Annotated in this window: 13 protein-coding genes and 8 pseudogenes; 9 read left to right on the forward strand and 12 right to left on the reverse strand. The window is 36.2% G+C overall.

Annotation, left to right across the window (positions count from 1 at the left end; all coding sequences use genetic code 11):
• Positions 1-67 precede the first annotated feature (67 nt).
• The 8 genes and pseudogenes from AYJ55_RS24600 to AYJ55_RS24605 form a co-directional block, all read right to left on the reverse strand.
• On the reverse strand, positions 68-508 hold the full coding sequence (locus AYJ55_RS24600) for a transposase (protein ID WP_342668133.1): 441 nt from the start codon (positions 506-508) through the stop codon (positions 68-70).
• Positions 432-797 carry an IS630 transposase-related protein gene (locus tag AYJ55_RS02170; RefSeq protein ID WP_063653415.1) on the reverse strand — a complete coding sequence of 122 codons (366 nt, stop codon included), beginning with the start codon at positions 795-797 and terminating at the stop codon, positions 432-434. Before AYJ55_RS02170 ends, AYJ55_RS24600 begins: the two co-directional genes overlap by 77 nt.
• Positions 798-899: 102 nt before the next feature.
• Positions 900-1,325, reverse strand: a pseudogene (locus tag AYJ55_RS02175) (IS982 family transposase); the annotation flags it as partial.
• A 12-nt stretch (positions 1,326-1,337) separates the two neighbouring features.
• Entirely contained in the window at positions 1,338-1,871 is a 534-nt protein-coding gene (locus tag AYJ55_RS02180) for an IS630 family transposase (RefSeq protein ID WP_162505291.1), read from the reverse strand.
• Positions 1,795-2,160, reverse strand: coding sequence for an IS630 transposase-related protein (locus tag AYJ55_RS02185; protein WP_063653415.1), 366 nt, complete (start codon positions 2,158-2,160; stop codon positions 1,795-1,797). The genes AYJ55_RS02180 and AYJ55_RS02185 overlap by 77 nt, the downstream gene beginning before the upstream one ends.
• Complete coding sequence (locus AYJ55_RS02190; RefSeq protein ID WP_063653984.1) at positions 2,144-2,626, reverse strand: IS630 family transposase; 483 nt, start codon at positions 2,624-2,626, stop codon at positions 2,144-2,146. Before AYJ55_RS02190 ends, AYJ55_RS02185 begins: the two co-directional genes overlap by 17 nt.
• Positions 2,623-2,988 (reverse strand): IS630 transposase-related protein, encoded by a 366-nt coding sequence (locus AYJ55_RS02195; RefSeq protein ID WP_063653415.1) that lies wholly within the window; start codon positions 2,986-2,988, stop codon positions 2,623-2,625. Before AYJ55_RS02195 ends, AYJ55_RS02190 begins: the two co-directional genes overlap by 4 nt.
• 39 nt (positions 2,989-3,027) lie before the next feature.
• A pseudogene (locus tag AYJ55_RS24605) lies at positions 3,028-3,366 on the reverse strand (transposase); the annotation flags it as partial.
• Positions 3,367-3,412: 46 nt separating this feature from the next.
• Here AYJ55_RS24605 and AYJ55_RS32470 point away from each other — a divergent pair.
• Positions 3,413-3,596: pseudogene (locus AYJ55_RS32470) on the forward strand (excisionase).
• A 59-nt stretch (positions 3,597-3,655) separates the two neighbouring features.
• Here AYJ55_RS32470 and AYJ55_RS02205 read toward each other — a convergent pair.
• The 3 genes and pseudogenes from AYJ55_RS02205 to AYJ55_RS02215 all read right to left on the reverse strand — a co-directional run.
• Positions 3,656-4,111: pseudogene (locus AYJ55_RS02205) on the reverse strand (integrase core domain-containing protein); the annotation flags it as partial.
• 48 nt (positions 4,112-4,159) lie between these two features.
• Positions 4,160-5,059, reverse strand: a complete 900-nt coding sequence (locus tag AYJ55_RS02210) for a transposase family protein (RefSeq protein ID WP_063653985.1) — start codon at positions 5,057-5,059, stop codon at positions 4,160-4,162.
• A gap of 92 nt (positions 5,060-5,151) precedes the next feature.
• Positions 5,152-5,734, reverse strand: a pseudogene (locus tag AYJ55_RS02215) (helix-turn-helix domain-containing protein); the annotation flags it as partial.
• Between the two features lie 102 nt (positions 5,735-5,836).
• Between AYJ55_RS02215 and AYJ55_RS24610 the strand changes: the two are divergent.
• From AYJ55_RS24610 to AYJ55_RS02250, 8 genes and pseudogenes are all read left to right on the forward strand, one after another.
• A pseudogene (locus tag AYJ55_RS24610) lies at positions 5,837-5,926 on the forward strand (phage integrase Arm DNA-binding domain-containing protein); the annotation flags it as partial.
• Positions 5,927-6,012: 86 nt separating this feature from the next.
• Complete coding sequence (locus AYJ55_RS02220) at positions 6,013-6,912, forward strand: transposase family protein (protein ID WP_063653812.1); 900 nt, start codon at positions 6,013-6,015, stop codon at positions 6,910-6,912.
• A 36-nt stretch (positions 6,913-6,948) separates the two neighbouring features.
• On the forward strand, positions 6,949-7,074 hold the full coding sequence (locus AYJ55_RS24615) for a phage integrase Arm DNA-binding domain-containing protein (RefSeq protein ID WP_425393770.1): 126 nt from the start codon (positions 6,949-6,951) through the stop codon (positions 7,072-7,074).
• Between the two features lie 385 nt (positions 7,075-7,459).
• Entirely contained in the window at positions 7,460-8,374 is a 915-nt protein-coding gene (locus AYJ55_RS02225) for an SPFH domain-containing protein (RefSeq protein WP_063653989.1), read from the forward strand.
• Between the two features lie 2 nt (positions 8,375-8,376).
• Positions 8,377-8,818, forward strand: a pseudogene (locus tag AYJ55_RS02230) (NfeD family protein).
• 545 nt (positions 8,819-9,363) lie between these two features.
• On the forward strand, positions 9,364-9,729 hold the full coding sequence (locus AYJ55_RS02235; protein WP_063653415.1) for an IS630 transposase-related protein: 366 nt from the start codon (positions 9,364-9,366) through the stop codon (positions 9,727-9,729).
• On the forward strand, positions 9,698-10,186 hold the full coding sequence (locus AYJ55_RS02240) for an IS630 family transposase (RefSeq protein ID WP_063653499.1): 489 nt from the start codon (positions 9,698-9,700) through the stop codon (positions 10,184-10,186). The genes AYJ55_RS02235 and AYJ55_RS02240 overlap by 32 nt, the downstream gene beginning before the upstream one ends.
• A gap of 1,290 nt (positions 10,187-11,476) precedes the next feature.
• Entirely contained in the window at positions 11,477-12,871 is a 1,395-nt protein-coding gene (locus AYJ55_RS02250; protein WP_063653993.1) for a pentapeptide repeat-containing protein, read from the forward strand.
• 132 nt (positions 12,872-13,003) lie between these two features.
• Here AYJ55_RS02250 and AYJ55_RS02255 read toward each other — a convergent pair.
• A pseudogene (locus tag AYJ55_RS02255) lies at positions 13,004-13,463 on the reverse strand (phage portal protein); the annotation flags it as partial.
• Positions 13,464-13,474: the final 11 nt, after the last annotated feature.

A 13,474-nucleotide genomic window follows, 5' to 3' on the forward strand; every position in this document is an offset into this window, starting at 1 on the left:
CATCGATAGTGCATCCTGTTTCCATCTTTTTACGTTTAGCTTGAGACCATTTATGTTCTATAGGATTTTAATCTGGTGAATACACAGGCAAATATTCTATCTGGTGTCCTGCGTTTATAATTGCCTGTTCAATATTCTTACCTTTGTGAAAGCTAGCGTTGTCCATAAAAATAACAGAATTTTCAGGAAGTTCTGGGAGCAATATTTTTGTGATCCAAACATAAAAAACATCACGATTAATATTGCAATCAAATAATCCGATAGCAAAAAGGGTTGTTCCCAATAAAGCGCCAATAACATTTGTTCTTCCCTTAGCACCCCAGTTTTTCAGGCCAAAACAACGGTGACCTTTTGGGGAATAGCCGTGAGTTCGTGGAGTGTCATGTGAAAAACCACTTTCATCAATAAAAACAACAGATTTATCTTTTTTTTCATACTGTTGTCTTTTTTGCTGATGTGCCAGCCTGTCGCTTTCGTTGGTTTTTGGATGGAATAGAGTTTTTTTTATAGGTTAATCCCAGCTTTTTAAGGGATTGCCAAATAGTCTTTTTACAAACACCGAATCGCTCTGCCCGTTCCTTTTGGTAAGCATCTGGATACTGTTCCACATCTTTTGCTAAAGCATTTTTATCGAGCTTCCTCTTACGTGGCGTTGAATTTTTTGGCTCTGGTCGTTTAAGCCAACGTACTAAAGACGCTTTTCCAATACGGAATTGTTTCGCAGTTTCTCGAATTGTTAAACCTTCGGCTTTCCTTACAGATATTACTTTACGTCGAAAATCAATTGTATAACTCATAACACACCTTGTAATCAAAATTAAGTCGCCTAGCTATATGCTTTTATTGTGGTTTAATAAGGCAACTGTTTATTAACCTGAGTTCGGGATAAGCATTATCAATTATGCTTGAAGATATGTTCCTGCCACCAGTATCTTTGGTTTAGATGGAATTAAACAATATGCAACCCGCCCTGCTAATAAATTCACTACAAAGTTAGCTGGAGAGCGGTGCCGCGTATGCGCTATCTGACAAAGATTTTTTAACTCATCAAATACCGTTTCAATGACAGAACGATGACGCAAGATGGCTTTGTCGAAACAAGTCTGTTCAACAGGCTTCATTTTCTTCTTGATATTCGTTATAAGGTTAATTCCCATTGTTTTCAGTTGCTGTTTCAGTGAAGCCGATAAATACCCTTTATCCGCATACAAACAACCAGAAAGATCTTTTATCAGCTCAGGTAATGGTTTCCGATCATCTGTGTTTCCTGGTGTAAGTCGAAAACTGAGTATTTCCCCCAAATGATTGATAATTATAGCTAGGCGACTTAATTTTGATTACAGCATATGTATTAAAAACAGGTCATCGATAGTGCATCCTGTTTCCATCTTTTTACGTTTAGCTTGAGACCATTTATGTTCTATAGGATTTAAATCTGGTGAATACACAGGCAAATATTCTATCTGGTGTCCTGCGTTTATAATTGCCTGTTCAATATTCTTACCTTTGTGAAAGCTAGCGTTGTCCATAAAAATAACAGAATTTTCAGGAAGTTCTGGGAGCAATATTTTTGTGATCCAAACATAAAAAACATCACGATTAATATTGCAATCAAATAATCCGATAGCAAAAAGGGTTGTTCCCAATAAAGCGCCAATAACATTTGTTCTTCCCTTAGCACCCCAGTTTTTCAGGCCAAAACAACGGTGACCTTTTGGGGAATAGCCGTGAGTTCGTGGAGTGTCATGTGAAAAACCACTTTCATCAATAAAAACAACAGATTTATCTTTTTTTTCATACTGTTGTCTTTTTTGCTGATGTGCCAGCCTGTCGCTTTCGTTGGTTTTTGGATGGAATAGAGTTTTTTTTATAGGTTAATCCCAGCTTTTTAAGGGATTGCCAAATAGTCTTTTTACAAACACCGAATCGCTCTGCCCGTTCCTTTTGGTAAGCATCTGGATACTGTTCCACATCTTTTGCTAAAGCATTTTTATCGAGCTTCCTCTTACGTGGCGTTGAATTTTTTGGCTCTGGTCGTTTAAGCCAACGTACTAAAGACGCTTTTCCAATACGGAATTGTTTCGCAGTTTCTCGAATTGTTAAACCTTCGGCTTTCCTTACAGATATTACTTTACGTCGAAAATCAATTGTATAACTCATAACACACCTTGTAATCAAAATTAAGTCGCCTAGCTATAGTGCATCCTGTTTCCATCTTTTTACGTTTAGCTTGAGACCATTTATGTTCTATAGGATTTAAATCTGGTGAATACACAGGCAAATATTCTATCTGGTATCCTGCGTTTATAATTGCCTGTTCAATATTCTTACCTTTGTGAAAGCTAGCGTTGTCCATAAAAATAACAGAATTTTCAGGAAGTTCTGGGAGCAATATTTTTGTGATCCAAACATAAAAAACATCACGGTTAATATTGCAATCAAATAATCCGATAGCAAAAAGGGTTGTTCCCAATAAAGCGCCAATAACATTTGTTCTTCCCTTAGCACCCCAGTTTTTCAGGCCAAAACAACGGTGACCTTTTGGGGAATAGCCGTGAGTTCGTGGAGTGTCATGTGAAAAACCACTTTCATCAATAAAAACAACAGATTTATCTTTTTTTTTCATACTGTTGTCTTTTTTGCTGATGTGCCAGCCTGTCGCTTTCGTTGGTTTTTGGATGGAATAGAGTTTTTTTTATAGGTTAATCCCAGCTTTTTAAGGGATTGCCAAATAGTCTTTTTACAAACACCGAATCGCTCTGCCCGTTCCTTTTGGTAAGCATCTGGATACTGTTCCACATCTTTTGCTAAAGCATTTTTATCGAGCTTCCTCTTACGTGGCGTTGAATTTTTTGGCTCTGGTCGTTTAAGCCAACGTACTAAAGACGCTTTTCCAATACGGAATTGTTTCGCAGTTTCTCGAATTGTTAAACCTTCGGCTTTCCTTACAGATATTACTTTACGTCGAAAATCAATTGTATAACTCATAACACACCTTGTAATCAAAATTAAGTCGCCTAGCTATACATGAAGTTTGAAACCAAAGAACCAACCTGTTGAGGTTTTTCCTCGTTCAGCTATCCCATCGAAGACTTTATGCCGGCGGATCCGTAAGTTATCACACACAGCTATCGGAGTAGAATCGGCAACCGACAGACCCGTGCACTTTCCCTTAATTGACTCAAACAGTGCCGTTAAAGCTAAGGCACTGCGCGGAAGTAACTCTACGCAGCGTGAATATGATGGCAAGTTAGGAAATTCCTTCCTGAGATATAAACGGACATGATAGAGATAAAATACCTTGAATTGGCTGAATCGGAGTTGATGAAACAAAACAACCAGTGTCATCATTTCAGCCAATGAAAGCTGATGGGCAAAACTTGAGTTTGGTGCAAATGCCCCTAGTGAAAGAATTTTAAAAAATATACGCAAAGGCTAACATGATTTCACCCCCTGCAATAAAAGTAGGGCGCAAATGGATGGTAGATCACGAAGCACGATATATTGGAATTGTTGCCAAACCCCAATTAGCAAAAAACTATAACGAAAAACTCCAAAGGATAATTTTAGATGGCAGCCAGACGTCGCTCTCATAAAATGTAGTAGCTCAGACTTAATCTGACAGTTACCGGTTATTTATACAGTACCTGTCAGGTTAAATTTGATTTAAATCTTTCTCTCTCCAAAGTTGTTTTCCATCGTGTAAAGTTGCCATAGGAGTTCGACCGCAACACATTTTTCCTTGATGAGTGCGTTGGTTATTATATTCCGCTAACCATTTATCTAAATCAGCTTGTAATTCATTTAAAGCCCTATAGATTTTCTTACGAAAAGCCACCTGATAGAACTCTTGTAATACAGTTTTATGAAAGCGTTCACAAATCCCATTAGTTTGAGGTGAACGAGCTTTAGTTTTTGTATGATCAATATCATTGATAGCGAGATAAAGTTGATAATCGTGATGTTCAACTTTACCACAATACTCACTGCCTCTGTCCGTCAGTATACGTAACACCGGTAACCCATGCTGGGAATAAAAAGGGAGAACCTTGTCATTTAATAAATCTGCCGCCGTTATCGCGCTTTTTGTTGTGTAAAGCTTACAATAAGCGTGTTGCTTAATAGTGAAATAAGGGTATTTCGGTGATTGAAGTAAATTTTAGGCTGTTCTGAGATGGAAATTCCAAAGACCGGCACTAAGGAGTAAAAAGGTATCATCAATAAAGGGTCTACGATTCCGTAAAATTTGGGTCATACAACCGAGGCGCTTGATACCCGCGATGGCGTGTTCAACCGTAATACGGATGCCCGAGATTATTTTATTTTCTTGTTTTTGTTCAGGCGATAAAGGTCTTTTTCGAGTTCCTTTTTTTGGGATTTGTGTATTAGGATGCTGTTTATCTATACCTTGAAAACCGGTATCGGCCCAGATGGTTACCTCAGGGGGAATATGGCGAATTATATCGACTTTATCGAGTAAGCGTTTATCGTGACAGCGCCCATTTTTTATCATGGGGATAAATCCAATTTTCCTCGTTTCGTCAGTCATAATAAGCCCTTTTCGAGTGGTCTGTCTTTTCTTTCCCGAATACATTTTTTTTCGCCGACGCAGATTCTTAGGCTTTTGGACAGGTCGCTCTGTCCCATCAATAAAGACGTCTTTAACTCCAGGAAAGGCGCGAAAAAATTCCTCAGCAGAGCGAATTTGACGAGCGGGCAAAACACATTCTCGCCCCAAGGTCATCTCTAAAACCGGCAATAATATTTTTACCCAGCGACATACCCGTGTTCTATCTAAACCAAAAAGAAGTCCTTGCAAATCATAGGTCGGATAACATTTTAAATACAATAAAATAAAAAGCAGTTTATCTAATGGGGTTGGGATAAATCCTTTCTGCCCTGCACCCATCTGCCGCTCGTGATCTTTTCGATTCTTTTTCCGATAAATCAAATAACAAGCTGAAAATTCAGCGGCTAAATTTTTCAATTCTTCGACTGATAATCCAATGATTGCTTTACATAAACGATTATCTCGTAACAACCGCTCTTTGTTGATCATTTCAAACCGTTATTTTCTAAGTTAAACCTCTTTTTATTGTCTATAGCGTGACAAAAAATGCAAGTCTCTATTCAGCAACTATTTTAATGAACGACTTTACTGTAAGTATCAATGTAAGTTTGTTGATAAACACGACCAACGCCTTTTAAATGACCGACATAAAAAGTATCTTGTGAACCCAGATAACCTGGATGCGCTGTTTCAATCTCACCACAGGCTTCATCATCTTGCGCTTTCTTTTCTAGAGCACTGATTTGTGATTCTGACAGGATAATTCCTTCTGTTGCGATTTTATCTTCAAGCGCTTTTAGGCGTTTTGTAAAATTTTCGAGATTATGGCGCAGCCAAATAGAGCGAACGCCACTCCCCGAAACAAAAATGCCTTTTTTTCTTAGTTCATTACTACTGCGGTGTTGACCGTGTGCAGGGTATTCAATCGCATACTCGACTACAGCGCTTTCAATCTGTTCATCTACTCTATTTTTTACGTTAGGCACCCGTCGATTTTGATTAATTAAAGCGTCTATCCCACCATCGTTAACAAGTTCCTGGTAGCGATAAAACGTATCTCGGGATACCCCCAAATCTTACAGGCTTTTGAGACGTTATTAAGCTCTTCAGCGAGGTTAAGTAACCCGACTTTATGTTTGTGATAGGATTATTTGTTTGATACATAGAATTACCTTTTATTTAATTATCTAATGATGTTAATTAAAACCGGTAACGCTCTTTTTTAAATCAGAATTGTCGGATTAAGTTAAGACTAATACACATAAAATAACAATTCCTAACTTATATCGTAAATTAGGTAAAAGAAATGGAAAAATCTATTGGCAATACAAGCATCCATTCACTGGAAAGTTTCATAAAAATAGTTGCTGAATAGAGACTTGCATTTTTTGTCACGCTATAGACAATAAAAAGAGGTTTAACTTAGAAAATAACGGTTTGAAATGATCAACAAAGAGCGGTTGTTACGAGATAATCGTTTATGTAAAGCAATCATTGGATTATCAGTCGAAGAATTGAAAAATTTAGCCGCTGAATTTTCAGCTTGTTATTTGATTTATCGGAAAAAGAATCGAAAAGATCACGAGCGGCAGATGGGTGCAGGGCAGAAAGGATTTATCCCAACCCCATTAGATAAACTGCTTTTTATTTTATTGTATTTAAAATGTTATCCGACCTATGATTTGCAAGGACTTCTTTTTGGTTTAGATAGAACACGGGTATGTCGCTGGGTAAAAATATTATTGCCGGTTTTAGAGATGACCTTGGGGCGAGAATGTGTTTTGCCCGCTCGTCAAATTCGCTCTGCTGAGGAATTTTTTCGCGCCTTTCCTGGAGTTAAAGACGTCTTTATTGATGGGACAGAGCGACCTGTCCAAAAGCCTAAGAATCTGCGTCGGCGAAAAAAAATGTATTCGGGAAAGAAAAGACAGACCACTCGAAAAGGGCTTATTATGACTGACGAAACGAGGAAAATTGGATTTATCCCCATGATCAAAAATGGGCGCCGTCACGATAAACGCTTACTCGATAAAGTCGATATAATTCGCCATATTCCCCCTGAGGTAACCATCTGGGCCGATACCGGTTTTCAAGGTATAGATAAACAGCATCCTAATACACAAATCCCAAAAAAAGGAACTCGAAAAAGACCTTTATCGCCTGAACAAAAACAAGAAAATAAAATAATCTCGGGCATCCGTATTACGGTTGAACACGCCATCGCGGGTATCAAGCGCCTCGGTTGTATGACCCAAATTTTACGGAATCGTAGACCCTTTATTGATGATACCTTTTTACTCCTTAGTGCCGGTCTTTGGAATTTCCATCTCAGAACAGCCTAAAATTTACTTCAATCACCGAAATACCCTTATTTCACTATTAAGCAACACGCTTATAGTTTAGGCTCTATGGAAACTGAAGCTAAGCAAATTGCCATCGAAACAAATACAATTATTGCTGAACAACAGACACGTCAATTGCTTTGTATCAATAGTAAACTATAAAGAATTAAAAAAACTACACCTAGTATTACTGTAACAACTTGGATAGATAAATATACACGAGTTTCGCACAGGCATATAAAATTCCAGAAATGGCTTAAAAGCAATGGTTAATTTGCAAGTTACTAAAACGTATGAATTTGTTTAAATTACAATAAGTTGCTTTTAATTTATAAGATTTTGTCTATTCATATATTATGCTGAATTAAACTTAAAAATAGAGCGTTTTTTATTGGTGCGAAACTCGTGTATTATTTAGATTCATCTTGATCCTGCACATTTTACTATCCCTGAATCAGGAATTGACTGGTTAGCTATCAGGGATGGTTACATTTAACTTTCTGTCAAGTAATATAGAAACCTATCTCTCTCCTGACAGGACATAAATATGTTAACAGTTATCCCAATCCTTATTATTGTCGCGCTTATCGTTGTAGTTTCTTCTGTTAAAATTGTGCCCCAAGGCTATCAGTGGACAGTCGAACGTTTTGGGCGCTATACGAAAACATTGATGCCAGGTTTAAACATCGTTGTACCGTTTATGGATCGTGTTGGCCGAAGAATTAATATGATGGAGCAGGTACTCGATATTCCCTCCCAAGAAGTGATTTCCCGTGATAATGCTAATGTTACTATTGATGCTGTCTGTTTTATGCAGGTCATCGACCCAGTGAAAGCCGCTTATGAAGTGAGTAATATGCAATTAGCCATTGTCAATTTAACGATGACTAACTTTCGTACAGTATTAGGCTCAATGGAATTGGATGAAATGTTATCACAACGAGATAGTATCAATAGTCGCTTACTGCATATTGTTGATGAAGCGACCAATCCTTGGGGTGTTAAAATCACTCGTATAGAGATCCGTGATGTTCGTCCGCCGACTGAGCTTATTTCTGCTATGAATGCTCAAATGAAAGCGGAACGAACTAAACGTGCAGATATTCTGGAGGCAGAAGGGGTACGTCAAGCTGCTATTTTACGGGCAGAAGGTGAAAAACAATCCCAGATATTAAAAGCTGAAGGGGAGCGCCAATCTGCATTTTTACAAGCTGAAGCGCGTGAACGAGCAGCAGAGGCTGAAGCCCAGGCGACTAAAATGGTATCCGATGCGATTGCAACCGGTGATATTCAAGCTATTAACTATTTTGTTGCTCAAAAATATACGGATGCGTTGCAGCAAATTGGTTCCGCGACTAACAATAAAGTGATTATGATGCCACTGGAAGCGAGCAATTTAATGGGTGCGATTGGTGGGATTGCCGAACTTATCAGTGAGACTAAAAGTACCAAAGGTAAATAACTATGCTTGAACAGATTGCAGCAAATCCATACGGGTTTTGGCTATCACTTGGTGGCATGCTGTTAATAGCTGAAATGTTAGGTGCAGGCGGTTATCTGTTATGGAGCGGTATTGCTGCTGTTATCGTGGGTATTTTAGTGTGGCTTATCCCCTTCAGTTGGGTATTTCAAGGCCTGCTTTTCTCAGTTTTAACGGTCGTTACTGCATTTGTTTGGTGGTATTGGTTAAATAAAATGAGTAAACCACAGCAAGGGAGGTTAAATCAACGGGATCAACAAATGATTGGCTTACGAGCAACGCTAATCGACCGATTAATAATGGTTATAGTCGTGTGAGCGTTGCAGATGGCGTATTTATTGTAGTATTGAACTGAGTGCAGGTACTGAAGTGGAAGTCATTTCCATTAATGGTAATACACTGAACGTTAAACCAGTCATCAAGTAGCTTAGTCTTTCTTTTTGACTATAAATAAAATTAACTATCGATAAGATAAATTCATGACCGAAGATAAATAAAGAAATTTCATTAGTTGATATTCAAAAAGATATTGAGGAAATAAAAAATCATATAAAACGGAAGAATCTATTATCAGGGTTAATGCTTATCAGTATGATAATCTTCATCGTATTAATGATAAGTCTAGGGTTATCTTTCAAAAAGAATATTGAGGACACGAGTTTCGCACAGGCATATAAAATTCCAGAAATGGCTAAAAGCAATGGTTAATTTGCAAGTTACTAAAACGTATAAATTTTTTAAAATTACAATAAGTTGCTTTTAATTTATAAGATTTTGTCTATTTATATATTATGCTGAATTAAACTTAAAAATAGAGCGTTTTTTTATTGGTGCGAAACTCGTGGAGGATAAATTTAACTTGATTACAACAGAATACAATAAAGTAAAATTTTTAGAGAATAAACTTAAAAAATTTCTTCCTTAGTTACCCATTATAGCTAGGCGACTTAATTTTGATTACAAGGTGTGTTATGAGTTATACAATTGATTTTCGACGTAAAGTAATATCTGTAAGGAAAGCCGAAGGTTTAACAATTCGAGAAACTGCGAAACAATTCCGTATTGGAAAAGCGTCTTTAGTACGTTGGCTTAAACGACCAGAGCCAAAAAATTCAACGCCACGTAAGAGGAAGCTCGATAAAAATGCTTTAGCAAAAGATGTGGAACAGTATCCAGATGCTTACCAAAAAGAACGGGCAGAGCGATTCGGTGTTTGTAAAAAGACTATTTGGCAATCCCTTAAAAAGCTGGGATTAACCTATAAAAAAAACTCTATTCCATCCAAAAACCAACGAAAGCGACAGGCTGGCACATCAGCAAAAAAGACAACAGTATGAAAAAAAAGATAAATCTGTTGTTTTTATTGATGAAAGTGGTTTTTCACATGACACTCCACGAACTCACGGCTATTCCCCAAAAGGTCACCGTTGTTTTGGCCTGAAAAACTGGGGTGCTAAGGGAAGAACAAATGTTATTGGCGCTTTATTGGGAACAACCCTTTTTGCTATCGGATTATTTGATTGCAATATTAATCGTGATGTTTTTTATGTTTGGATCACAAAAATATTGCTCCCAGAACTTCCTGAAAATTCTGTTATTTTTATGGACAACGCTAGCTTTCACAAAGGTAAGAATATTGAACAGGCAATTATAAACGCAGGACACCAGATAGAATATTTGCCTGTGTATTCACCAGATTTAAATCCTATAGAACATAAATGGTCTCAAGCTAAACGTAAAAAGATGGAAACAGGATGCACTATCGATGACCTGTTTTTAATACATATGCTGTAATCAAAATTAAGTCGCCTAGCTATACCAATACCTATTTAAATTCGCTAAGCGACTTAAGCAATATCGTTTAGCGATATTTTCCAGACATCACCACAAACGATTAACTCATAGCCGAAATAGCAAGATATTCATCATACATAAACGTTAATATTTATTTAACATAACTGTTTATTATTTAATCGCTATTATATATTTTCAAAATTTTGGGGTATGTGTCGGAAAACGGTTACAATGGTTACAAAAATAAAAATCTACTATAATGAATTGATATTATTAGATGTTATGAAAAAATCAAACGGTTACAAAACGTTTAAAGATAAAAACATAACTTATTGATTTGTAATGATGTAACTTTTTCACGCTATTTTGTAACCCTGTTGTAACCACTTTAAGGTTACAAATAAATAGTATTTTAATCATATAGTTAAGTGTTTTTTTGCGCATTGTAACTGTTGTAACCGTTTTCCGACGCATACCCTTTTTTTTTAGAGAAAAATAATTTAACATTTCGTTAAAATGTTAAATTCTAATAGGGCTTTTCTTTTGTTTTTTAAGGTCTTTATTTTTTACACGAATTTCGCACCAATAAAAAAACGCTCTATTTTTAAGTTTAATTCAGCATAATATATAAATAGACAAAATCTTATAAATTAAAAGCAACTTATTGTAATTTTAAAAAATTTATACGTTTTAGTAATTTGCAAATTAACCATTGCTTTTAGCCATTTCTGGAATTTTATATTCCTGTGCGAAACTCGTGTTTTATAAAAAATAAGTGCATGGATTTGCACAAAAACGCACAAATTTTTGCCCCTCTAAAATCACCGGAAAGGCCAGTACTGGTCTAATCTGAATAGCGTTGTGCAACTGCACAAAAAACGACACCTTTAACGGGCAGGCGCGGCGGGGCTACCACTGCGATTTTTCATGTTTTTCCAAACCGATCTCGAAAATAAAAAGGATGACCAATTTGTAATTTCCACTCTGTACATTAAATTCAGGTGATTACCTGATAAAAAATAAAACAAAAATGATAAATAAATAAATAATTGATTAGATAAAAAAATATATTTTTTAATAATTTATACACAAGAAAAACTTGAAATAACTAAGAAGAAATAAATTAATTAACCGATTCTCACATAAATGTATTCATTATAACAATCTATTATCTTTTACCGATTATTGTCATCTTAAAAACGCAAAATTGGTGATATTCTGGATGTGGAATGCGTGTAGGATAAAAAAATAAATTAGATAATTTTTTAATAAAAAACCAAGGGAATAAAAATGTCTTATATCAAAACTAATATAGATCATTACGCCAAATTTATGGAAAGTAATTTAGGTATCAATGATATGGATGTTAAAAAAGCAACATCGCCTACTACAATACTGGAACATATTATTGATTTCATTACATTCGGAGGAGTAAGAAAAGAACTTACTAAACAATATAACGAGTTCTGTTCAAAAATTGTCGATACTCTCGAACAATCTAATGGTTTAGATCGATACGAAATTCCAAAAAAGCTGAAATTTAATTTTTTAGGTAAAGACGTTACTTTTTCAAACGAGAATGATAATGTGTCTATCAACGTTCAAGGTAAAGCAGCTGAAAAAGGAATTGATGAAAAATTCTTTAATAATTTTTGTACGATTCAGTTATTAATGAAACGTGAAGGTTTGTCTAAAAATCAAGCTTGGTTAACAAATGATGGAAATATTTGTTTAGCAAACGCTGACCTTTCTAACAGAGATTTATCAGGAATTGATTTAAGGGGTGCGCAATTGCATGATGTAAACTTATCTAACTCAGATTTAAGTTTTTCAAATCTAAAGGGTGCACAATTACAATTCACCAAACTCGATTCCGTATGTTACGATAAACAAGCAGAACGAAATACGTATATGAGCAATCTCTGTGATTATCTAAAAACTACTTATCAAATAGATAGTGAAGGTAAAAGAAACTCTAAAAGTGACGGTTTATTTAGGGTTGCAGCTAACCATACTGACTTTCTTAATGCCAAAAAGGCTTTCAATGAAGGAAACATTAATTTTGAAAACCACTCAGTACGTTCGATAGGAAAAATTCTTTCAGATGAATGTAAAAGAATAAGCCCAATCGATGACGCGATGTTAGTAGAAATGGAAAGCGGACAAGAAGAATTTTTATCTATTTTTAATAAAAAGGTTCAATCAATGATCCCTGAAGAAAGGAAAATGTTTGAAATGATTCTTGGTTTATATGCGGATGCTTACGATTCAGCTGAAGACGATAAAACCAGTCGTTTTAATAAATATTTGATATTAACCGGATCGATTTATCCATCCTTATTTTGGGGCGCTGAACAAATTCTCGACATTGAAAAGATAAATAAACGAAAAGAATTTTCCAAAGAAATAATAACATCATTCAAGCAATTAAATGATGTTGAATTACCTGTTTTACACGATAACCGTAATATTCATAGTGAATCAGTAGAAGAAAAGAAAGCAGCCAATGAAGTTGATCCATCACACGCAAGGACAAGAAGCGGCGAGTTTGTTAAAGCCAGAAAAGCATTTTTTGAAAATCTTACAGCAACAAATATAAATAATTTAAAGCAACCCATTTCAACGGGTGCGTTAAGAGATGTTACAACTTTACGAAAGTTTTTTGAAAATAACCCATTAAACTGATGAGATTTTAGAAGTCTAATGTAAGAAAAGATAGACTTCAGGTTATCCCAAACCGGGTGGATAAAAAATCATTCAGCAATCAACGGGGCTTTCAGAGATGCAGCTAAAAGCCCCTTACTCAAAGAGTAGGCGTTAATTTTCTTCGCGATTCAGAGCGTAAGGAGAAAATTGAATCACTTCTTCGCCGAGCCATTCATTAAGTTGCTGCATTTTGTGCTGTAACGGATGTAGTTCGTTGCGGATAAACACATTAGCCGCTTTTTGTACGTCCCCAAATTCCCCGACGTTTTGCGGCATAATGCCCATTAACTGTGGGGGCACACGGTGAGCGGCTAACGTTTTTAATATTTAAAAATTCATCTTTCGCGGCGGCTTCTGATAAAGGAATGGTTTGAATGCCATCCTTTTTGCCGTTTGGGGCATATAAAAACAGATTACGAAAATTTCCCATCCCTTTACGGCTTTTTAACTGTTCGCTGATGTTGTCGATATCCTGTAAATTTTGCGCCGCATCGCTGATATAGAGAATATAGCCGGCATGGGAGCCGTTGAGATAATACTTACGGCGAAAAAGGGTCGCCGATTCATTAAGCATGTTGCTCA

Origin of the sequence: Candidatus Arsenophonus triatominarum, from assembly GCF_001640365.1 — a bacterium.
Taxonomy (GTDB): Bacteria; Pseudomonadota; Gammaproteobacteria; order Enterobacterales; family Enterobacteriaceae; genus Arsenophonus; species Arsenophonus triatominarum.

What these genes read in the sequence shown, in the direction of transcription:
- AYJ55_RS02170 (WP_063653415.1), bottom strand. Translation starts at nt 797, where the DNA reads ATGAGTTATACAATTGATTTTCGACGTAAAGTAATATCTGTAAGGAAA.
- AYJ55_RS02190 (WP_063653984.1), bottom strand. Translation starts at nt 2,626, where the DNA reads ATGAAAAAAAAAGATAAATCTGTTGTTTTTATTGATGAAAGTGGTTTT.
- AYJ55_RS02250 (WP_063653993.1), top strand. Translation starts at nt 11,477, where the DNA reads ATGTCTTATATCAAAACTAATATAGATCATTACGCCAAATTTATGGAA.
- AYJ55_RS02220 (WP_063653812.1), top strand. Translation starts at nt 6,013, where the DNA reads ATGATCAACAAAGAGCGGTTGTTACGAGATAATCGTTTATGTAAAGCA.
- AYJ55_RS02235 (WP_063653415.1), top strand. Translation starts at nt 9,364, where the DNA reads ATGAGTTATACAATTGATTTTCGACGTAAAGTAATATCTGTAAGGAAA.
- AYJ55_RS02195 (WP_063653415.1), bottom strand. Translation starts at nt 2,988, where the DNA reads ATGAGTTATACAATTGATTTTCGACGTAAAGTAATATCTGTAAGGAAA.
- AYJ55_RS02210 (WP_063653985.1), bottom strand. Translation starts at nt 5,059, where the DNA reads ATGATCAACAAAGAGCGGTTGTTACGAGATAATCGTTTATGTAAAGCA.
- AYJ55_RS02225 (WP_063653989.1), top strand. Translation starts at nt 7,460, where the DNA reads ATGTTAACAGTTATCCCAATCCTTATTATTGTCGCGCTTATCGTTGTA.
- AYJ55_RS02185 (WP_063653415.1), bottom strand. Translation starts at nt 2,160, where the DNA reads ATGAGTTATACAATTGATTTTCGACGTAAAGTAATATCTGTAAGGAAA.